The 19,590-nt window shown below is 70.7% G+C and carries 16 protein-coding genes; 12 read left to right on the top strand and 4 right to left on the bottom strand.

What is annotated here, in order from left to right; translation table 11 throughout:
- Nucleotides 1–175: 175 nt before the first annotated feature.
- Both AQJ27_RS12775 and leuE read left to right on the top strand, forming a co-directional pair.
- The gene (locus AQJ27_RS12775) at nt 176–616 is read left to right on the top strand and encodes a Uma2 family endonuclease (protein WP_235613762.1); all 441 of its coding nucleotides are present in this window, start codon (nt 176–178) and stop codon (nt 614–616) included.
- Between the two features lie 52 nt (nt 617–668).
- Entirely contained in the window at nt 669–1,322 is a 654-nt protein-coding gene (gene leuE / locus AQJ27_RS12770; RefSeq protein ID WP_067366640.1) for a leucine efflux protein LeuE, read from the top strand.
- Here leuE and AQJ27_RS12765 read toward each other — a convergent pair.
- A complete protein-coding gene (locus AQJ27_RS12765) occupies nt 1,319–2,821 on the bottom strand; it encodes an FAD-dependent oxidoreductase (RefSeq protein WP_235613761.1) in 1,503 nt (500 codons plus the stop codon). The two genes, leuE and AQJ27_RS12765, sit on opposite strands and share 4 nt — an antisense overlap.
- A 73-nt stretch (nt 2,822–2,894) precedes the next feature.
- Between AQJ27_RS12765 and AQJ27_RS12760 the strand changes: the two genes are divergently transcribed.
- Complete coding sequence (locus AQJ27_RS12760; RefSeq protein WP_067366638.1) at nt 2,895–3,545, top strand: TetR/AcrR family transcriptional regulator C-terminal domain-containing protein; 651 nt, start codon at nt 2,895–2,897, stop codon at nt 3,543–3,545.
- A 14-nt stretch (nt 3,546–3,559) separates the two neighbouring features.
- On the opposite strand, the gene AQJ27_RS12755 is transcribed toward AQJ27_RS12760, so the two are convergent.
- The 3 genes from AQJ27_RS12755 to AQJ27_RS12745 all read right to left on the bottom strand — a co-directional run bounded on the left by AQJ27_RS12755 (nt 3,560) and on the right by AQJ27_RS12745 (nt 7,222).
- Nucleotides 3,560–4,744, bottom strand: coding sequence for an acyltransferase family protein (locus AQJ27_RS12755; protein WP_079064940.1), 1,185 nt, complete (start codon nt 4,742–4,744; stop codon nt 3,560–3,562).
- Nucleotides 4,745–4,910: 166 nt separating this feature from the next.
- Nucleotides 4,911–6,245, bottom strand: a complete 1,335-nt coding sequence (locus AQJ27_RS12750; RefSeq protein WP_067366635.1) for an alpha-2,8-polysialyltransferase family protein — start codon at nt 6,243–6,245, stop codon at nt 4,911–4,913.
- Nucleotides 6,242–7,222, bottom strand: coding sequence for a glycosyltransferase family 2 protein (locus tag AQJ27_RS12745; protein WP_054233676.1), 981 nt, complete (start codon nt 7,220–7,222; stop codon nt 6,242–6,244). The genes AQJ27_RS12750 and AQJ27_RS12745 overlap by 4 nt, the downstream gene beginning before the upstream one ends.
- A gap of 198 nt (nt 7,223–7,420) precedes the next feature.
- Between AQJ27_RS12745 and AQJ27_RS12740 the strand changes: the two genes are divergently transcribed.
- The 9 genes from AQJ27_RS12740 (at nt 7,421) to AQJ27_RS12700 (ending at nt 19,544) form a co-directional block, all read left to right on the top strand.
- The gene (locus AQJ27_RS12740) at nt 7,421–8,728 is read left to right on the top strand and encodes a DUF6716 putative glycosyltransferase (RefSeq protein WP_067367787.1); all 1,308 of its coding nucleotides are present in this window, start codon (nt 7,421–7,423) and stop codon (nt 8,726–8,728) included.
- Nucleotides 8,729–8,801: 73 nt separating this feature from the next.
- Nucleotides 8,802–10,034 carry an N-acylneuraminate cytidylyltransferase gene (locus AQJ27_RS12735; protein WP_067366631.1) on the top strand — a complete coding sequence of 411 codons (1,233 nt, stop codon included), beginning with the start codon at nt 8,802–8,804 and terminating at the stop codon, nt 10,032–10,034.
- 14 nt (nt 10,035–10,048) lie between these two features.
- Nucleotides 10,049–10,987, top strand: a complete 939-nt coding sequence (locus AQJ27_RS12730) for an N-acetylneuraminate synthase family protein (RefSeq protein WP_067366628.1) — start codon at nt 10,049–10,051, stop codon at nt 10,985–10,987.
- A gap of 80 nt (nt 10,988–11,067) precedes the next feature.
- Nucleotides 11,068–12,147, top strand: a complete 1,080-nt coding sequence (locus AQJ27_RS12725) for a hypothetical protein (protein WP_067366625.1) — start codon at nt 11,068–11,070, stop codon at nt 12,145–12,147.
- Between the two features lie 108 nt (nt 12,148–12,255).
- Nucleotides 12,256–12,639, top strand: a complete 384-nt coding sequence (locus AQJ27_RS12720; RefSeq protein WP_067366622.1) for a hypothetical protein — start codon at nt 12,256–12,258, stop codon at nt 12,637–12,639.
- 201 nt (nt 12,640–12,840) lie between these two features.
- Nucleotides 12,841–13,860, top strand: a complete 1,020-nt coding sequence (gene pstC / locus AQJ27_RS12715) for a phosphate ABC transporter permease subunit PstC (RefSeq protein ID WP_067366619.1) — start codon at nt 12,841–12,843, stop codon at nt 13,858–13,860.
- 1 nt (nt 13,861) lies between these two features.
- Nucleotides 13,862–15,139: a phosphate ABC transporter permease PstA gene (pstA, locus tag AQJ27_RS12710; protein WP_067366616.1), complete on the top strand. Its 1,278-nt coding sequence runs from the start codon at nt 13,862–13,864 to the stop codon at nt 15,137–15,139.
- Nucleotides 15,139–16,899, top strand: a complete 1,761-nt coding sequence (pstS, locus tag AQJ27_RS60150; protein WP_067366613.1) for a phosphate ABC transporter substrate-binding protein PstS — start codon at nt 15,139–15,141, stop codon at nt 16,897–16,899. Before pstA ends, pstS begins: the two co-directional genes overlap by 1 nt.
- A complete protein-coding gene (locus tag AQJ27_RS12700; RefSeq protein ID WP_067366610.1) occupies nt 16,896–19,544 on the top strand; it encodes a hypothetical protein in 2,649 nt (882 codons plus the stop codon). Before pstS ends, AQJ27_RS12700 begins: the two co-directional genes overlap by 4 nt.
- Nucleotides 19,545–19,590 lie beyond the last annotated feature (46 nt).

Below are 19,590 nucleotides of genomic sequence, written 5' to 3'. Positions count from 1 at the left end.
GCTCTGTGAACGGGGGTATCCGGAGAGGAGTTGGGGTGGCGGTGTCATCACGGCGGCGCACGACTGTCATCGAGGCCGAGGCCTGGCTCACCCGTGAGCTGGAGGGGTACCGGGGGAGATCCTCTACGGGAGGCTCACCGCCACGCCGTGGGCCGACGGTCCGCATCAGCAGACGTTGACGCGCCTCATCACGAAGTTCTTTGACGCCGGACTGGAGCAGGCAGGGCTCACGTGCCTGCTGGGCATCGGGCTGTGGCTGCCCACAGGGCCGGAGGACTTCGCCGTTCCCGACCTCTCGATCGTCGAGGAGGACTTCCTGAGCACGCACGTCCAGATCAACTGCTATGCGCCCCGCGCCTTCCGGATGGTCCTGGAGGTGACCGCCTGCAACTGGTCCGACGACCTCGGCCTCAAGGTCGCCTGCTACGCCGAGGCGGGAATTCCCGTCTACGTCGTGGTCGACCGCCGGCACGACGAGGTGCTGCTCCACCAGAACCCGGTCGACGGGAGATACCCCGCGCCCCAGCGCTTCAGGCGCGGGCAGACGGTCCCCGTGCCCGAGTTCGTCGGTGTCACGCTCGACCTCTCCGTCGACACCCTCCTGGACGGGGATTGACCCTCGGCACCCGTTGGGTCCGTTGTCGTACTCTCGTGCGACACTCCACCTCATGCTTGGTGTTATCGACCTCCCGACCTATCTCGCGGGACTCGTGCTGATCGTTCTGCTTCCCGGTCCGAACTCGCTGTACGTGCTGTCCGTCGCCGCCCGCAAGGGCGTACGCACGGGATACACGGCCGCCGCGGGTGTCTGGTGCGGGGACACCGTGCTCATGACCCTGTCCGCGGCCGGAGTCGCCTCGCTGTTGCAGGCCAACGCCGTGCTGTTCGGGATCGTGAAGTACGCCGGGGCCGGATATCTGACATGGCTGGCGATCGGGATGCTGCGCGCCGCGTGGAGCATGTGGCGCACCCGGCACGAGCGCGCCGAGGAGAGCGAGGCCACCGCCGCGCCGGCCGCCGAGGAGCGGCCCTTCCGGCGGGCGCTGGTGATCAGCCTGTTCAACCCGAAGGCGATCCTGTTCTTCGTCGCCTTCTTCGTGCAGTTCGTGGACCCGGGCTACGCCTACCCGGCCCTTTCCTTCGTCGTCCTCGGCGCCTTCGCCCAGCTCGCCAGCTTCCTGTACCTCACCGCGCTGATCTTCAGCGGGACGAAGCTGGCGGCGGCCTTCCGGCGCCGCAAGCGGCTCTCGGCGGGGGCCACGACCGCGGCGGGCGCCCTGTTTTTGGGCTTCGCCGTGAAGCTCACCCTGGCCAGCGCCTAGGACAGGTCCTCGGCCAACTCCTCGGCCAGGTCCTGGCCCAGGACACCCAGGCGCGTCGCGTACTCCCGCAGCCCCGAAGCCGTGTCGCCCGTCCATCCCACGTAACCGTCGGGGCGGATCAGGAAGAGGCCGGTGCCGTACGACTCGTGCGCGGGGATGCCGACCGTGCGGACGGGGAGTGCGGGCACCCGGGTTTCCGGGCCGGCCGCGAGCAGGGTCCAGTGGGGGCCGCGGAAGGCGTCGAAGAGCCGGGTACCGTCGGGGAGAGGGCCGTCCGGAGCGCGGTCGCCCGCCCGCAGGGCGTCCTCCGGGAGGCCCTCGCGCAGGTCCGTCGAGAGTGACGAGTCCCGGTAGCCCAGGCCGAGTTGGCCCGTCGTCTGCGTGCTGCGCCGGGCCTCGCCGCGGTGGACGGCCGTGGACAGGCCGAGCATGCGCGCGGCGACGGGCCGCCGTTCCTCCTCGTAGGAGTCGAGGAGCGCCTCGGGGGCGCCGTCGCCCAGTACCGCGCCCAGTTTCCAGCCCAGGTTGTAGGCGTCCTGGACGCTGGTGTTGAGCCCCTGGCCGCCGGCCGGGGAGTGGATGTGTGCCGCGTCCCCGGCGAGGAAGACCCGCCCCGCGCGGAAGCGGTCCGCCAGCGCCGCCCGCGGGCGGAAGTCCGAGGCCCAGCGCACCTCGGTCACGGCCTCGGGGGCGAGGTGCGAGCGGGTGGCGACGACCTTCCGTACGCCCTCCAGGGTCAGATCGGGTTCGGTCCCCTCCGGGAAGCGGGCGGCGAGCTGGAAGTCCTCGGTGCCGGCGAGCGGGCAGATCGCCAGGAAGCCGTCGTCGTCGCCCCGGGGCGGGAACACGTGCCAGTGGTCACGGTCCAGGCCCGTCATACGGACGTCGGCCACCAGCGCCGGATGCGGGTCGACCGTCTCGCCGGTCATGGCGATCCCGAGCCCGCGCCGCACGGTCGAGCGGCCGCCGTCGGCGCCGACGAGGTACCGCGCGCGGACGGGGGCGCCGGCGGCGAAGTGGGCCGTCACCCCGTCCGGCTCCTGGGTGATCGTCAGCAGTTCGTGCCCGAAGGCGACGCTTCCGCCCAGTTCGACGAGGCGCGCGAAGAGGATCTCCTGCGTACGCCACTGCGGCACCATCCACGGCTCGGCGTACGGCGAACCGTCGCTCGCCTCGGCCGGGTCGAACATCCGGTGCTCGCCCTGCGGCTCCCCGTCCTGCCAGATCATCCCGACCGGGTAGGGGCCACCGGCCGCGCGGATCGCGTCGAGTACGCCGAGGTCCTCGAAGACCTCCATCGTGCGCGGCTGGATGCCCTTGCCGCGCGAACCCGGGAACAGGCCGTCGGTCCGCTCCACGACGAGCGCGTCCACCCCGCGCCGGGCGAGGTCGACGCCGAGGGCGAGACCGGCGGGGCCCGCCCCCACGATCAGAACGTCCACGTCCACGTCCGAGCCCATGTTTCGGCCCGCGCCCTGCGCCGTTGTCTGTGCTGCCATGACCACACTCTCCTTAACGTTGTTAAGTTCCGGCGTTTCCGAGCGTGGCCTTAACGGTGTTAAGTTGTCAAGTGTGAGTACGGAACGACGAGCGCCGCTCGACCGCAAGCGCGTCGCGGACACCGCCCTGAAACTCCTGAACGAGGGGGGACTGGAGGGCCTGACCCTGCGCGCCATCGCCAAGGAGCTGGACGTCAAGGCACCCGCCCTGTACTGGCACTTCAAGGACAAACAGGCGCTGCTCGACGAGATGGCGACGGAGATGTACCGCCGGATGACGGAGGCCGCGCCGGTCGACCCCGACGCCACCTGGCAGGAGCGGATCCTGGCGGCCAACCGCGCACTGCGCGCCGCGCTGCTGAGCTACCGCGACGGTGCCAGGGTCTTCAGCGGCTCACGCTTCACCGGCACTCTGCACGCGGTCGAGATGGAACAGAACCTGCGCCTGCTCACGGACGCGGGCTTCACCCTCGCCCAGGCGGTCCGGGCGGCCACGACGGCCTACCTCTACACCCTCGGGTTCGTCACCGAGGAGCAGGGCGTCCAGCCGCTCCCCGGGGAGCGCCGCGAGGGCTACGACGTGGACGACCGCGCCCGCCGGATGGCCGACTTCCCTCTGTCGGCCGCGGCGGGCGCGGAGATGTTCGAGGACTACGACCGGCACTTCGAAGAAGGGCTGGCCCTGGTGATCGCGGGGATCGGAACGCGGTACGGGATCGGCTGAACCCGCGGTGCGCCCTACGGCCGGGACGCCCCCACGGTCGGCCGGGGCTTCGCCAGCGCCGTGCGCAGTCTGGGCGTCAGCCAGTTCTCCACGTACCGGTTCAGCAGCCAGGCCAGGGTCAGCATGCTCGCCGCCGTCAGCAGGAACGTGGCGTACGACGGGATGTGCAGCCCCTGGTGGAGGGCCTTGATGACGACCCAGCCCAGGTGCTCGTGGACGAGGTAGAAGGGGTACGTCAGCGCGCCCGCGACCGTCAGCCAGCGCCAGTTGGCCCAGCGCAGCCAGCCCAGGGCGATCGCGGCGACCGCGACGTAGCCGAAGGTGACGACGAGGACGATGCCGTAGGTGGTGCGGTAGGAGAAGCCGTTCGCCTGCGGGGCGTGCCACAGCCCCTGCACCGCGTAGTGCTGGCCGATCAGCCAGCTCACGGCCACGATGCCCCAGGCGTACACGTCCTTGCGGTCGCGGTGCACCAGGTAGAGGCCGACGCCGCCGATGAAGTACGGCGCGTACTCGGGCATCAGGACGATGTCCAGCAGCGGCATCTTGGCGCCCTGCGCGATGACGTAGGCCAGCGTCCAGCCGGCGCAGAACATGATCACGCGGCGGCGGTTCGCGCCGGGCAGGACGATGCACAGCGCGAAGAGGGCGTAGAAGCGGACCTCCGCCCACAGCGTCCAGCACACGCCCAGGACCCGGTCGACGCCGAGCGGGTACTGCAGCATCGTGAAGTTGACCAGGGTGTCGCTCGGCGAGACCGTCTTGAACGCGACCATCGGCAGTGCGAACACCACCGTCACCAGGATGATGGCGGCCCAGTACGCGGGCAGCAGCCGGGAGGCGCGGGAGGCGAAGAAGGAGCGCAGCGGGCGGCCCCAGCCGCTCATGCAGATGACGAAACCACTGATCACGAAGAACACCTGGACGCCCAGGCAGCCGTACGCGAAGTACCCGTGCAGCACGGGGAACTGGTGGCGCGGCGAGCTGCCCCAGGCTTTCGCGACCTCGCCGTCGCGCCCGCCGTAGTGGTACGCGGCCACCATCAGCGCGGCGACCAGCCGCAGTCCGTCCAGTGCGCGCAGCCGCGTCTCCCGGGGCTTGGCCGGTTTCGCGGGGGACGGTGCGTCCGTGGGCGGCAGGACGGTGCGGGCCACGGTGCCCGTGGAGGCCACTTGGACGGCCTCGCGCGAGTCGATCACAGGTTTCCCCTCAACGGGACTCAGTGGACCCACAGCACACTAATCCGATTAATAAGGTTTACCTGGTCGTGCGGCCGACGATTCGCCCGACGGTCCGTGCGTGTTCACCTGTATGTCGTTTCGGGTTCCCGGGCCGGCCCGCGACGGCCCGGCCCAGGACACCGGATCAGCGACCCACGGCCCGCTTCAGCGAGCGGGCGCGGCGCGCCACGCGGCGCACGGTGGCATTGCGCGGGATGAACGCCAGCTGCGCCGGGACCGCGCCGGGCAGCGCCAGCGAGGTGAGGCGCTTGCGCTTGAAGTAGCGCCGGGTGTGGTGGTTCAGATGCCTGGTCAGGTAGGCCTCGGCGGCCGGGCGCAGGTCCGGGTAGATCTTCGGCTGCATCGCGAAGCCGACGGCCCGGACGAGGTCCGTCAGTTCCGCCACGTCCATGCTCCGGCGCTGTTCGTCGACCGCCGACTCGTCCGTCAGTTCGGGCAGCAGCGCGTCCACGATCGTGACGGGGACGCGGTTGCTGTTCTCGTACGGCGTGAGACGGTCGAGGAGGGGGCCGGTGCCGACGCGGGCGACCGGCAGGCCGTACAGTGCCGACGCGGTGAGCAGCGCGGTGGAGAAGCAGCCGACCACCAGGGCGGGGCGCATCCGCTGGTAGAGCACCTCGGCGAGGACCGGGGTGTCGAGCACGGTGAGGTCGGCGCCGAGCTTCTCGGCCTCCTTCTCCAGCAGGCGCGACCAGCGGGCCGGGGCCGAGGGATGCGGCTTGAACACCACGCGCGTGTGGCCGAGCGCGAGGGCGCCCTTCAGCATCCGTACGTGGAGGTTCTCCTCCTCCTCGGCGGTGAGGATGTCCAGCGCGGAGAGGTACTGGCCGAGCAGGAGGGCCGGTTCGTCGACGAAGGGCAGCTCGTCGCCGGTGTCGACCAGCTCGGCGAGCACCTTCGAGAACGCGTCCGTCGGCACGATCTCCGGCTCGACGCCGAACTCGGTGAGGAGCAGGGGCTTGAGGCCGGGGACGAGGTCCAGGTGGAGCAGGCGGGTCACGCGCGTGCCGACCAGCGGGTCGATCTTGTTGCGGGTGGGGCCGTAGCTCATCAGGCCGTCCGCGTACACGGTGACGGGCGCGCCCATGAAGATCTGCGAGATACCGAGCGCCGGGTTGACCTGGATCGACTCGACGGCCAGCTCGATGTCGTCGTCGCCGAGGTTCCAGGCGAGCCGCAGATGCCGCTCCCACAGGGGGACGTCGTCGGGCCGCGGGGCCCAGCCGCCCGGGTGGAAGGGGGAGATGGTCTCGTTCCACGAGATCACGTCGTCGAAGCGGCCGCGCAGCTGCTCGAAGCCGGGCATCTCGTCGAGGCCGGGCGTCGTCTCGGGCGTCGCCGCGTTGTTGGAGACGAGCAGGATGCGCCGGTCGGCGGGGCGGAAGCAGTCGGTGTCCAGGGCCGCGGCGAGCGTGGCCGTGCCGTACAGCGTGGACGCCATGAAGATCTGGGTGGTCACGCGGCCACCCCCGTGGTGGAAGCCGGACGGCGGCGCAGCCGGCGCAGCCGCGTGGCGCGCTGCACGTCCATCGAGTCGAGGGCGTCGTCGAGCACGTCCTGCGGCATGTTCCGCAGAGCGACGGCGCTCATCGACTTCAGTTTCCGTGCCACTGCCGGCTCGAACCTTTCGATGGATCCCAGATGATGGGAAATAATCGCGCAATAGGTGCGCACGGCCTTGGGCAGGAGTTTTTCGGCGTCGCGGTCGGCGGCGGTTTCCGCCACCACCTGGTCGAACGCGCGAATGAAGTCGAGCTGGCGCACGTCCCCGATCTGAGTGAGAGAGGAGGCCACACCGCGCCGGTAGAAAACACCGAGAAGCCCCACCGTGGCGAAGGATTCCGCCTCCCGGTGCAGCTTCCAGATCCAGGGCCGGTCCTCGGCCGTCCGCAGGCCGTCGGTGAAGTGCAGCAGCCCCCGGTCGACCAGCCGGCGGTGGTAGATGCCCGCCCAGGCGTAGGCGTAGTCGACGGAGGTGGAGCGGTCGGCGGGCAGTATCGCGTCGCGGGGGTTCAGTACCACTCCGCGCCGGCCGTGCGGGACCCTGTGAATGGTGCGGGCCCGCGCGGTGCACTGGACATGGTCCGTACGGACGAAGTCGCAGCCCAGCTGTTCGATGGAGGCAACAAGTTGTTCGTAGTAGCCGGGGGCGAGCCAGTCGTCCCCGTCGAGGAACGTGAGGTATTCGCCGTGCGCCGCGTCGATGCCCGTGTTGCGCGCGGTCGCCAGTCCTCCGTTCTTCTCGTGTCTGACATACACCGCGCCGGGGAGCTCGCGCTCCGCGCGCGCGAGAATGTCCGGAGTCTCGTCTCGTGAACAGTCGTCCACGAGAACGAATTCGAAGTCCTCACGTGCGTTCGCACGCAGGCTCTTCAAGGTGTCGGGTGCATATTGCTGCACGTTGTAGAACGGCACGATGACGGAGAGCTTGACCACCCACGTGACGTTAGGCGGCAGCCCGGCATTCGTCTTGACCGTTGGTGAGATGTCAGGTGAACGACGCGTGGCGAAGCAGTGAACCCAGCTGATTTCCGGCTCGATCACGGCCTGATTCGCCATTCGTCGATGTGCTGTTAACCGTTTGTTGCATTCAGGTTGGGCCGCAACTCGGAATGGCTTCCTAGCGTCTTGGACGTGCCAGCAAGTACCAGGAAGTCCCTGCGGGTCGCCGTTCTCGCGGATTCCGACACCCGGTGGAAATGGGGTTCGCTCACCGCGAATCGCATTTCACCGGCTGATTCGGACATTCTGCTCGACGGTTATCTCCTGCGCGGCCGAGCCACCCCCACCGCCCGCCAGCTCGAAGAAGTCGGCGTCCGCGCGGATTCCCTCCGCGAGGTCACCGCCGTCGAATTCCTGCGCGCCATGGAGGGGGAGCCGTACGACGTCCTCGTCATCGCCCTCGTGGGCGGCGGTGTGCAGGCGATCCTGCACGGCCTGGCCCATGTCTGGGAGGGGCGCAGCAAGCGGCCCGTGGTCGTCACCGGCTATGTCGGCGTCGTCTACGAGAAGCTCGCCGACGGCCTGCTGCTGCGGCACGGCGCGGACCTCGTCCTCGCGAACTCCCGGCAGGACGCGGAACGGTTCCGGGCCGTGTACGAGGGAGTGGGCGCCGACGCCTCCTCGGTGACGGAGGTGGCACTGCCCTTCCTGGGCGGCGCCGCCTACGAGAAGCACGACCCGTACACGGTCGTCTTCGCCGCCCAGCCCTCCGTCCCGGAGAACCGCAAGGACCGTACGTACCTGCTGAACCGGCTGATCCAGCACGCCCGCCTCCACCCGGACCGCGAGGTGCTGCTGAAGCTGCGCTCCAAGCCCGGCGAGCACACCACGCACATCGAGGAGCTGCCCTACCAGAAGCTGGCGCAGAAGACCGACCTGCCCGCCAACTTCCGGCTGGTGTACGGACACATGGGCGAGGTGCTCGACCGCACCGACCTGCTGGTCACCATCAGCTCCACGGCGGCCCTGGAGTCCCTGCACCGCCGCATCCCCACCGTCGTCCTCAGCGACCTCGGGGTCCGCGAGGCGCTCGGCAACCACCACTTCGTGGGCTCCGGCTGCCTCGCCTCCTGGGACCAGCTCGACGCCGGGTACGAGCCGGCGCCCGACCCGGTCTGGGTGGCTCGGCAGGGCGTCGCCGCCGACGGCTCGTACGAGACGGCCTTCGACGAGGCGCGCGCCCGGATCACGGGCCTGCTGGCGGCCCCCGGACTGCTGCCCCTCGCCCCCTACTACACGCCCGTCACCGCCCCCGGCTACCTCCCCGGGATCCTCGCCCGCCACCACCTCGCCCCGGACGGCAGCCCGCTGCCCGGCGCCCCCGCGGCCGACAAGGAGCCCAGCCCCGTACGGCAGATCGTCCGCCGGGCGGCCCGTGGCGCCTACCGCCACGGAGTGCAGCGCGTGGCCCCCGTGATCCGGCGGATGGGGGAGCTGTGACCACCACCGATCCCTCAGCCCTTCCGCCGATCCCTCAAGCCTTCCCCGTGTCCCTCGTCAAGGAGAACAGCGCATGACCAACTCGGAAGCGGGTCACGCGGCGCCGGTGCGCCGGGTGCTCGCGGTGATTCCCGCGCGCGGCGGCTCCAAGGGCGTCCCCGCCAAGAACCTCCTCCCGGTCGGCGGAGTGCCGCTGGTGGCCCGCGCGGTGCGCGAGTGCCGGGCGACGCGGCTCGTCACGGACGTCGTGGTCTCCACCGACGACCAGGCGATCGCCGCCGCCGCCCGCGAGGCGGGCGCCGAGGTCGTACTGCGCCCCGCCGCCATCGCCGGTGACACCGCCACCTCCGAGGCCGCCGTCCTGCACGCCCTGGACGCCCACGAGGCGCTGCACGGCTCCCCGGTCGACGTGGTCCTGCTCGTCCAGTGCACCAGCCCGTTCATCACGCGGGAGGACATCGACGGGGTCGCCGGGGCGGTCGCCGAGAACGGCGCGGACACCGCGCTGACGGTGGCCAACTTCCACGGCTTCATCTGGCGCGACGCCGCCGAGGAGTCCACCGAGGGCGGCAACGGCGTCAACCACGACAAGTCCTTCCGGCCCCGCCGCCAGGACCGGCCCCAGGACCTCCTGGAGACCGGCGCGGCCTACGCCATGGACGCGGCGGGCCTGCGCGAGCACCAGCACCGCTTCTTCGGCCGCACGGAGCTCGTCCGCACCGACCCGGCCCGCGTGCTGGAGATCGACGACCCGCACGACCTCGCCCGCGCCCGCGCGCTGGCCCCCCTCTTCGACGCGAACCGACCCGGTTCGCTCCCGACCGCGGAAGACATCGACGCGGTCGTCCTCGACTTCGACGGCACCCAGACCGACGACAGGGTGCTGATCGACTCCGACGGACGGGAGTTCGTCTCCGTGCACCGCGGGGACGGCCTCGGTATCGCCGCCCTCCGCAAGAGCGGGCTGAAGATGCTGATCCTGTCCTCGGAACAGAACCCGGTGGTCGCCGCCCGGGCCCGGAAGCTCAAGATTCCGGTCCTGCACGGCATCGACCGCAAGGACCTCGCACTGAAGCAGTGGTGCGAGGAGCAGGGCATCGCGCCTGAGCGCGTGCTCTACGTCGGCAACGACGTCAACGACCTCCCGTGCTTCGCCCTCGTGGGCTGGCCCGTGGCGGTCGCGAGCGCCCACGACGTCGTGCGCGGCGCCGCACGCGCGGTCACCACCGTCCCCGGCGGCGACGGCGCGATCCGAGAGATCGCCAGCTGGATCCTCGGCCCTTCTCTCGACTCCCTCGACAAGTAAGGAACTTCTCCACCATGAGCACCAACTCCCGTCTGCGCCAGTTCGGTTCGAAGACCGCCGGCCCCGGCCACCCCGTCTACGTCGTCGGCGAGATCGGCATCAACCACAACGGCGAGCTCGAGAACGCCTTCAAGCTGATCGACGCCGCCGCCGAGGCCGGCTGCGACGCGGTCAAGTTCCAGAAGCGCACCCCGGAGATCTGCACCCCGCGCGACCAGTGGGACATCGAGCGCGACACCCCCTGGGGCCGCATGACCTACATCGACTACCGCCACCGTGTGGAGTTCGGTGAGGACGAGTACCGCCAGATCGACGAGTACGCCAAGAGCAAGAACATCGACTGGTTCGCCTCCCCGTGGGACACCGAGGCCGTCGCCTTCCTCGAGAAGTTCGACGTCCCCGCCCACAAGGTCGCCTCCGCGTCCCTCACCGACGACGAGCTGCTGCGCGCCCTGCGCGCCACCGGCCGCACGGTCATCCTCTCCACGGGCATGTCGACCCCGAAGCAGATCCGCCACGCGGTGGAGGTGCTGGGCTCGGACAACATCCTCCTGTGCCACGCCACGTCCACGTACCCGGCGAAGGCCGAGGAGCTCAACCTCCGCGTCATCAACACCCTCCAGGCCGAGTACCCGAACGTCCCGATCGGCTACTCCGGCCACGAGACGGGCCTGCAGACCACGCTGGCCGCGGTCGCCCTGGGCGCCACCTTCGTCGAGCGTCACATCACCCTGGACCGCGCGATGTGGGGCTCCGACCAGGCCGCCTCCGTCGAGCCGCAGGGCCTCACCCGCCTCGTCCGCGACATCCGCACCATCGAGGCCTCCCTCGGCGACGGCGTCAAGAAGGTCTACGAGTCCGAGCTCGGCCCCATGAAGAAGCTGCGCCGCGTCACGGGCGTCGTCGCCGAGTCCGAGATCGCCGCGGCCGCGGGCGAGCCGGTCACGGTCTGAGGTCCTGACCTCCACAACCCCCCACGCGTTACCTCCCACCTCCCTACGACAACTCCTTACGACAGGACGGTCGTACGTCGATGAGCCCCCGCGCCGGATCCACCGGCCCCCACACTCTCGCCTTCGTCGAGAGTCCGGTACAGCTCCTGAACGTGCTGGAATGGGCGCACACCTCTGCCCAGAACGGCACGGCGCCCGGCGCGGGGCTCACCCTCGTCGTCCTGTCCCCCAACGACCCGATGACCCGTGGCCAACTGCGCCGCATGGCCGAACTGGCCCGCGACGAAGGCCACTCGGTCCGCTGGGAGGAGGCGCGCGGTGGCACCACGGCGCCCTTCCACACCATCGGAGGCCTCGCCCCGCTGCTGCGCAGGGCCCGCCGCATCGTCATGGGAGACCCGTTCTCCCGCTATGTGCAACTCCTCCTGACCATCACCCGCGCCCCCGACCTGGTCGTGGTCGACGACGGCACGGCGACGATGGAGTTCGTCGCCCAGCTCGCCCGTGGCGAACGACTGGTCCGCTGGCACCGCAAGGGTGGCCGCCCGGGCCCGCGCGACCTGCTCTTCGCCCCGGTGTCCTCCTTGGCCAGGCGCCGGCTGACGCCCAGTGAACGCCGTACGGTCGAGGTGTTCTCCTCGATGCCGATCGACGAGACCCCGATCGGTGTGCGCGTCACCGCCAACGACTTCTCCTGGACCCGGGCCCGCTTCGGGCCGCCCCGCCTCACCAAGGGCGCGGACCTGGTCGGCACGTCCCTCGTCGAGACGGGTGTCGTCGACGGGGACCGCTATCTCCAGGCGGTCCGTACCCTCGCCAGGTCCCACGGCGCCACCCGCTACTTCGCCCACCGCCGCGAGAGCGCCGAAAAGCTCCACCGGCTGGCCGCGGAGACGGGCCTGGAGATCGTCCGCCCCGATCTCCCCCTGGAACTGATCGCCCGCCGCGGCCCCATCGGCCGCACGATCCTCAGCTTCCCCTCCACGGTCGTCCACACGCTGCCGCTGGCCCTGGCCGGCACCGAGGTCCGCGTCGCCGTCTGCGACATCGACCCGGCCTGGCTGACGGAGAACGCCTCCCCGCGCGCCCAGGGCTTCCTGTCCGGGGTGACGGGGACGGCACGGGACGTACACCGGTTGTCGGCGGTGACATCGGCGTAGGGAAGCCGTGCGCCGTCCGGCGAGTCACCACATGAGACTGATGAAACTGATGAAGTCGATCGATCCGGGGCTGGGGCCGGGGCCCGCGGGTTTCGCCGGGCCGTTCTCGTGATCGGCTCGGCGGAGGTGCTGCGGGCACTGCGGGCCCACGGAACGATCGCGTGGTTCCGGATCTCGGCCGGGGTGGATCCGCTGGATTCCCTCGTCCGTCCGCCCGTGGTCGTCTGGCGCTACGCCGACCCGCAGGACCGGGTACGCCTGGCGATCCCGCCGACCGTCGAGACGTTCGAGGGAAACGTCGGGTGGGTCGCGGACGTCTCGGCCGAGAACTGGTACCTCCAGCCACGCAGGGTGCGGGACGAACTCTCCCGAGCCGCTCCGGGGTACCCGGGTGTCCTGTCCGACCTCAAGCACGGGGACCAGGACTTCTGTATCCGTGCCACGCGGGATCTCGAACTCCTTCTGGCCAGGATCGAGAGGCTCCCCGACTGAGTTCGCGGCGGCGGCCCGGTCCGGGCGGGACACAGGAACTCCGAATCTCCTCCACACCGGTTGCACTGAACGGACACATGTTGTTCGTCAACGATCCATAGATCGCGCGTTGGACCGACACGATCCGGTCATTGAATCTCCCCGCACGGCACCAATCGGTCGCCGCACGCCTGTTTCGTTTACGCAGTGGGGGGACCACACGTGGCGTCCGCACATGCGGAGTCCGACAGATCGGACTCCGACAGACCCGCGCCCCGGCGGCCGTACGCCGCTCGTGGGCTCGGTGACCGGATCTTCCGGTACCAACTGACAGCCAGCGGTGTCGTCGTCCTCGCCGTCATGGCGGGAGTTGGCCTCTTCCTGCTGCTGAGAGCCGGTCAGGCTCTCAAGGCCACCGGGTTCTCCTTCCTCACCACCACCGAATGGCAGCCGGACGTCCACCGGTTCGGCATCGCGGCCGTGCTCACCGGCACCCTGCTGATCGCCGTCGTCGCGGTGACGATCTCGGTGCCGCTGGCCATCGGGACCGCGCTGTTCATCACCGACGTGGCACCGCGGAGGCTGCGCTACACGCTGGTGACGATGGTGGACCTGATGGCGGCCGTACCGTCGGTCGTGTACGGGCTGTGGGGACTGTTCTTCCTCCAGCAGCACGTGATCGGACTGTCGCGCTGGCTGTCCACCTGGCTCGGCTGGATACCACTGTTCACGGTGGACGGAGCCCAGCCGGGCGAGCCGCTCGCTTCCGACAGCGTCTACACCGCCTCCACCTTCGTCGCCGGGATCGTCGTCGCGCTGATGGTCGCGCCGATCCAGTGCTCGGTGATGCGCGAGGTCTTCGCCCAGGCCCCGGCCGGCGAGCGCGAGGGCGCCTACGCGCTCGGCGCCACCCGCTGGGGGATGATCCGCGCGGTCGTCCTGCCGTACGGCAGGGGCGGCATCATCGGCGGCACGATGCTCGGCCTCGGCCGGGCGCTCGGCGAGACCATCGCCGTGTATCTGATCATCTCGCCGGTGTTCGTCATCCAGCCGCACATCCTCCAGACCGGGGCGAACTCGGTCTCGTCGCTGATCGCCCTGCATTACGGCGACGCCTCCCCCTTCGGCATGTCGGCGCTGATGGCGGCGGGCCTGGCGCTGTTCCTGCTCACCCTGGCGGTCAACTTCACCGCCTCCTCGGTCGTGGCCCGCTCCCGGTCCGGCGCACAGAGCGAGGCATGAGATGACCGTCGTAGAAGAGAACCTCGTGGCGCAGGAGCCCGTCCTGGCCGCCGGGCCCGCCGCGGCGGAGCCCGCCCTGCCTCCCGACCGGCCGCGCCGTATCGGCGGCGTCAGCCTCTCCGGCCTGCTGTCCCTCACCGGCGCCGCCGCCTCCGGGCTCTGCGCCACGATCCTGTTGTACGGCGAACTCGCCCCGTTCTCCGGCGCGTTGGGTTTCACCGTCACCGCCTACCTGCTCTTCCTCGCGATCTACGCGGTGTTGACAGGATTCGAAGAAGACGGCCAGTCCGTACGCGACCGGGTGATGACGGTCGTGCTGTGGACGGCGGCCACGCTGCTGTTCACCGCGCTCGTGCTCATCGTCGGCTTCACCGCCTGGCGCGGCCGGGAGGCGCTGCTGCACCTCAACTTCTTCACCAAGGACATGCAGGCCGCCGGCCCGCTCGACCCGCTGACGAACGGCGGCATCGCCCACGCGATGCTCGGCACCCTCATCATGACCGCCATCGCGCTCGCGATCACGGTGCCGCTGGGTCTCGCCTGCGCCGTGTACCTGAACCAGGTCCCGGGCCGCTTCTCACGGTTCGTGCGGACCATGGTCGAGGCGATGACCGCGTTGCCCTCGATCGTGGCCGGCCTGATGGTGTTCGCCATCTGGATCCTCGGGCTCGGGATGCAGAAGTCCGGTCTCGCGGCCGGCTTCGCGATCAGCGTGATGATGCTGCCGATCGTGATCCGCGCGTCGGACGTCGTGCTGCGGCTGGTGCCGGGGACCTTGACCGAAGCGGCCGAGGCGCTCGGCGCACCCCGCTGGCGCACCGTCCTGCACGTCATCCTGCCCACCGCCCGCTCCGGGCTCGCCACGGCCGTCATCCTCGGCACCGCGCGCGGCATCGGCGAGACCTCTCCCGTCCTGCTGACCGCCGGATTCACCGCGGCACTCAACACCGACCCCACCAGCGGGCCGATGGTGTCCCTGCCGCTGGCCGTCTTCAACTTCGTCAAGTCGCCCCAGCCGACCATGATCGCTCGCGGCTTCGGCGCGGCGGCCGTCCTCATGGCCCTGGTCCTGGTGCTCTTCGTGATCGCCCGTGTGATCGGCGGCCGCGGCCCCGGCCACCAGACCAAGCGTCAGGCCCGCCGCACCGCCCGCGCCTCGCGGCAGGACGTGGCGCGCTTCGACGAACTGCACGCCCCCGGCCTGTCCCTGTTCGAGGCCGCCCCCCGCACCGAAGCGTCCGCCACAGCCGACCCCACCGCCCCCGGAGAGAACGACTGATGCGCAGCCACCTCCCTACCGTCCTCGGGCGCCTGCGCGCCCTTGCGACCCTCGGCGCCCTGTTCGGCGTGATCGCCGGCCTGCTGGCCGGGCCCGCGGCCACGCCCGCCGCGGCCGAGAGCTACACCCCGGTCGCCGGCGCCGGCTCCACGTGGGCGGAGAACGCCATCGACCAGTGGCGCAAGGCCGTCAACCAGTACGGCATGCGGATCAGCTACGCCGGCGGCGGCTCCTCCGACGGCCGCCGGCAATTCCTCAGCGGCACCGTCGACTTCGCGGTCTCGGACATCCCGTTCCAGACCCACCCGACCGACGGCTCGGCCGCCGAACGTCCGTCGGCCGGCAGCTACGCCTACATGCCGATCGTGGCCGGCGGCACCGCCTTCATGTACCACCTGACCGTCAACGGCAAGAGGGTCACCAACCTCCGCCTCTCCGGAGACGTCCTCACCAAGATCTTCACCGGCGTCGTGAAGACCTGGGACGACCCGGTGATCAAGGCCGACAATCCGGGGCTCCAACTGCCGCACCGCCCCGTCGTCCCCGTCGTCCGCTCCGACGGTTCGGGCTCCACCGCCCAGTTCACGATGTGGATGACCAACCAGCACAAGTCGCTGTGGCAGGCGTACTGCGGCAAGGTCGGCCGCTCCGGGGCCTGCGGGCAGACCTCGTACTACCCCACCGTGTCCGGCATGATCGCCCAGTCCGGCGACCCGGGCGTGGCGGGCTACGTCGCCCAGAACTACGGCGAGGGCGCCATCGGCTACGTCAACTACTCGTACGCCATCAACGAGGGCTATCCGGTCGCCAAGATCCTCAACCACGCGGGCTACTACACCGAGCCGACCCCGAAGAACGTCGCCGTCTCGCTGCTCAAGGCGAGGATCAACACCAACAAGAGCTCCGCCGACTACCTCACCCAGCAGCTCGACGGCGTCTACAACGACAGCGACCAGCGCAACTACCCGCTGTCCAGCTACTCGTACATGATCCTGCCCCTGAAGGCGCAGGGCACCTTCACCGAGGCCAAGGGCAAGACGCTCGGTGCCTTCTCGTACTACTTCATGTGCCAGGGCCAGCAGCAGATGCCCCAGCTCGGCTACTCGCCGCTGCCGATCAACCTGGTGCAGGCGGGCTTCGACCAGATCCGCCGCATCCCGGGCGTGCAGACGAAGAACATCAACATCAAGGGCTGCAACAACCCGACCTTCTCCAGCGACGGGCACAACAAGCTCGCCGAGACCGCCCCCTACCCGGCGGCCTGCGACAAGAAGGGCGCCGCGGCCTGCAACACCGGCAGCGGCGGCGCCAAGTCGGGCGGCGGCTCCGGGGGTTCGGGATCGGCGGGCGGCACAAGTGGCGGCGGCACGTCGGGCGGTTCCGCGAGCGGCGGTACGAGCGGGGGGAGTTCGGGCAGCGGCGGCGGCACCGGCGGCTCGGCGGGCGGCAGCGCCCAGCCCGTCGTCGACCCCGACACCGGCCAGACCCTGGCGCCCGGCACCGGTACCAGTACCAGCGGCGGATCGGGTACCGGCACCGGCGGCGGTACCGCCGTGGACGGCACCATCGCCCTCGCCCAGCCGATCGCCGTGGCCGGGCACAGCGGCTGGACCACCACCCAGACACTGATGCTGCTCGCCGCGGCCCTGGTCCTCGGGCTGTTGCTCCTGCCGTCCATCGTCTCGCGGGCGATGGCCGGGCGCACCGGGAGCGGAGAGAAGAACGACACCAAGGACGTCATGGACGGGGGTGCGCGATGAAGCGCGTACGCAAGCTGCTGGTGCGCCTCGTCGCCGGCGCCGCCGCCGGAGCCCTCGCCGGCCTCGCGGTCGCCCAGACCGCCCAGCCCGCCACCGCCGCGAGCGGCACCGACTCCGCCGTCACCGTCTCCGGCCGCGGCGAGTTCAAGGACATGAAGTTCAAGGTCAGCCAAACCGAGCACCTCACCAGCCAGGCGATCACCGTCTCCTGGACCGGCGGCACCCCGAGCACCTTCGCGGGCACGCTGTTCAACACCGACTTCGTCCAGATCATGCAGTGCTGGGGCGACGACGACGGCACCGTCCCGGCCAACCCCGGCCCGTCGCGCACCCAGTGCCAGTACGGCGCCTCCCCGACCACCGACCGGGGCAGCTGGCCGGGCAACGAGTACGACGACTCCCGCAAGATCTTCTACAGTGCCGACCCGAGCAACTACGGCCAGGACGACCGCTACGGCGCCGGTGGCGTCTCAGGACAGGGCGAGGTGCCCTTCAAGTCCGTCGACGGCACGGTGATCACGAGCGGCACCCAGAACAACTCCCTGTTCAACCACAACACCACCAACGAGGTCGACTTCGCCCGCACCGGCGCCGACGGCACCGGCCAGGAGTTCTTCGAGGCGCAGACCGCCAACGAGGCCCCGCACCTGGGCTGTGGCGTCCCGGTGACGGAGAACGGCCGTACGGCACCGCGTTCCTGCTGGCTGGTGATCGTCCCGCAGGGCCACCTCGACCTCGACGGCAAGCCCTACGCCGACACCAGCCAGGTCAACGCCGGCTCCCCGGTCTCCTCCACCAACTGGAAGAACCGCATCGCCGTCAAGCTCGGCTTCAACCCGGTCGGCGCCAACTGCGCCCTCGGCTCCGACGAGCGTGCCACCGCCGGCAGCGAACTCGCCGCCGACGCCATGACCAGCTGGCAGGCGGCCCTGTGCCCGGCCGGCAGGGTGTACGGCTACACCGAGCTCGGTGAGCCCGACACCCGCGCCCGCCTCACCGCGAACGGCTCCTTCGGGCTTGCCTTCACCACCCGGGCTCTCGGCGCGGACACCGGCACGACCGCACCCACGGACACCACCGTGTACTCGCCCACCGCGCTTTCCGGCACCGTCATCGGCTTCACCATCGAACGCAGACCGAAGGCCGGAGCCTCCGACGCGGCCCGTCGCCTCGCCGGCACCAAGGTCGAGTCCATCGACCTCACGCCCCGGCTGGTCGCCAAGCTGCTCACCGAGTCCTACCGCAACTCCCCTTGGGGAGCGGTCCTCGGCTCCACCGTCGCGAGCGGCTACGGCTGGGCGAAGAACAATCCGGCGGGCCTGGCGACCGACCCCGAGTTCATCGCGCTCAACCCTGAGTTCGCGGAGCTGTCGATTCCCGAGACCCCGGCCACCGACACCGACCTGCTGACCTCGCTCGGCCACAGCGACTCGGCTCGCGCGGTCTGGCAGTGGATCGTCTCCGACAAGGAGGCCCGCAGCTTCCTCGCGGGCGTGTCCGACGACTGGGGGATGCGCGTCAACCCGTACTTCAGCACCAACGCGGACCTGAACCCGACCGGATTCGCCTTCGACCCGGCCGACACCGACACGTACCCCAAGAGCGACCCCTGGTGCACGATCCCGGCGAACAGCGGCGCCACCGAGAAGCAGTGCATGATCGACTTCCATCCGTACGTGACGGACATGCACGCCGGCGCCCTGCACACCCGGCGCGCCGACAGCCTGTGGAAGGCGACCTGGGACCCGCTGGCCAGCCCGCCCGCGTACAAGAACCCCGGCCCGCAGACGGTGGGCTCCCGGTTCGTGATCACGGTCACGGACGCGGCCTCCGCCGCCCGGTTCGGCCTGCAGACCGCGCGGCTGCGCAACACGGCAGGTAAGTTCGTCGCGCCCACCACCGCGTCCCTCACCGCCGCCGCGGCGAGCGCGTCCGGCGCCCACGCCGCCGAGATCAGCCCGGCCAAGGCCACCGCGCAGGGCGCGTACCCGCTCGCGCAGCTGGTGTACGCGGCCGTACGTCCCGCCAAGCTCGACGCGGCCGCCCGCAAGGACTACGCGGCGCTGCTGACGTACGCGGCAGGCAGCGGGCAGGTCCCCGGCGCGGACCCGGGCCGGCTCCCGATCGGCTACGCCCCGCTGTCGAAGACGCTGCGCGCGAAGGCCACCCACGCCGCCACCACCCTCGCCGACTACACCGGTCCGTCCGCCACGCACGGCGGTTCCTCCGGCGGATCGAGCGGCGGCGGCACCGGTGGTACGGATGGCGGCTCCGGCGGTACGTCGGACGGGGGCGCCTCCGGCGGCGGTACGGGCGGCGGTGGTACGGGCGGCGGCGATGCGGCATCGGGTGGCGGCGGGAGCGCGAGCCCCACGCCCAGCGGCGCGCCCTCCTACGACGGTGGCAAGGCCGTCGCGACCACGGCCGCGGGCACCACGCCGGCCGACCCGGCGAACGCGCTCCGCTACGCCGTCCCGCTCGGCGCGGCGCTCGGCGCCGTGGCCGGTGTGGGCGCGCCCTTCGCGGGCGGCAGCCGGCTCCGCTTCCCACTCCGCGTCCCCCTCCCCGGCGGCCGCGTCCTGACCATCCCTGCCCCCACCCTCCCGGAACGGCTGCGCAAACTGCTGCCGCCCGGCCGGCACTGACCCCGTGCCACGGCCGCACCGCCCCGGGGCTCCGGACCAGGAGAGC

The sequence above is a fragment of the Streptomyces olivochromogenes genome, assembly GCF_001514115.1.
Lineage (GTDB): Bacteria > Actinomycetota > Actinomycetes > Streptomycetales > Streptomycetaceae > Streptomyces > Streptomyces olivochromogenes.
This window is presented reverse-complemented; position numbering and strand designations above follow the sequence as displayed.

Coding starts and splice junctions, on each gene's coding strand:
- pstA (WP_067366616.1), top strand. CDS start 13,862: ATGACCGTCGTAGAAGAGAACCTCGTGGCGCAGGAGCCCGTCCTGGCC.
- leuE (WP_067366640.1), top strand. CDS start 669: ATGCTTGGTGTTATCGACCTCCCGACCTATCTCGCGGGACTCGTGCTG.
- AQJ27_RS12725 (WP_067366625.1), top strand. CDS start 11,068: ATGAGCCCCCGCGCCGGATCCACCGGCCCCCACACTCTCGCCTTCGTC.
- pstS (WP_067366613.1), top strand. CDS start 15,139: ATGCGCAGCCACCTCCCTACCGTCCTCGGGCGCCTGCGCGCCCTTGCG.
- AQJ27_RS12700 (WP_067366610.1), top strand. CDS start 16,896: ATGAAGCGCGTACGCAAGCTGCTGGTGCGCCTCGTCGCCGGCGCCGCC.
- AQJ27_RS12735 (WP_067366631.1), top strand. CDS start 8,802: ATGACCAACTCGGAAGCGGGTCACGCGGCGCCGGTGCGCCGGGTGCTC.
- AQJ27_RS12765 (WP_235613761.1), bottom strand. CDS start 2,821: ATGGCAGCACAGACAACGGCGCAGGGCGCGGGCCGAAACATGGGCTCG.
- AQJ27_RS12730 (WP_067366628.1), top strand. CDS start 10,049: ATGAGCACCAACTCCCGTCTGCGCCAGTTCGGTTCGAAGACCGCCGGC.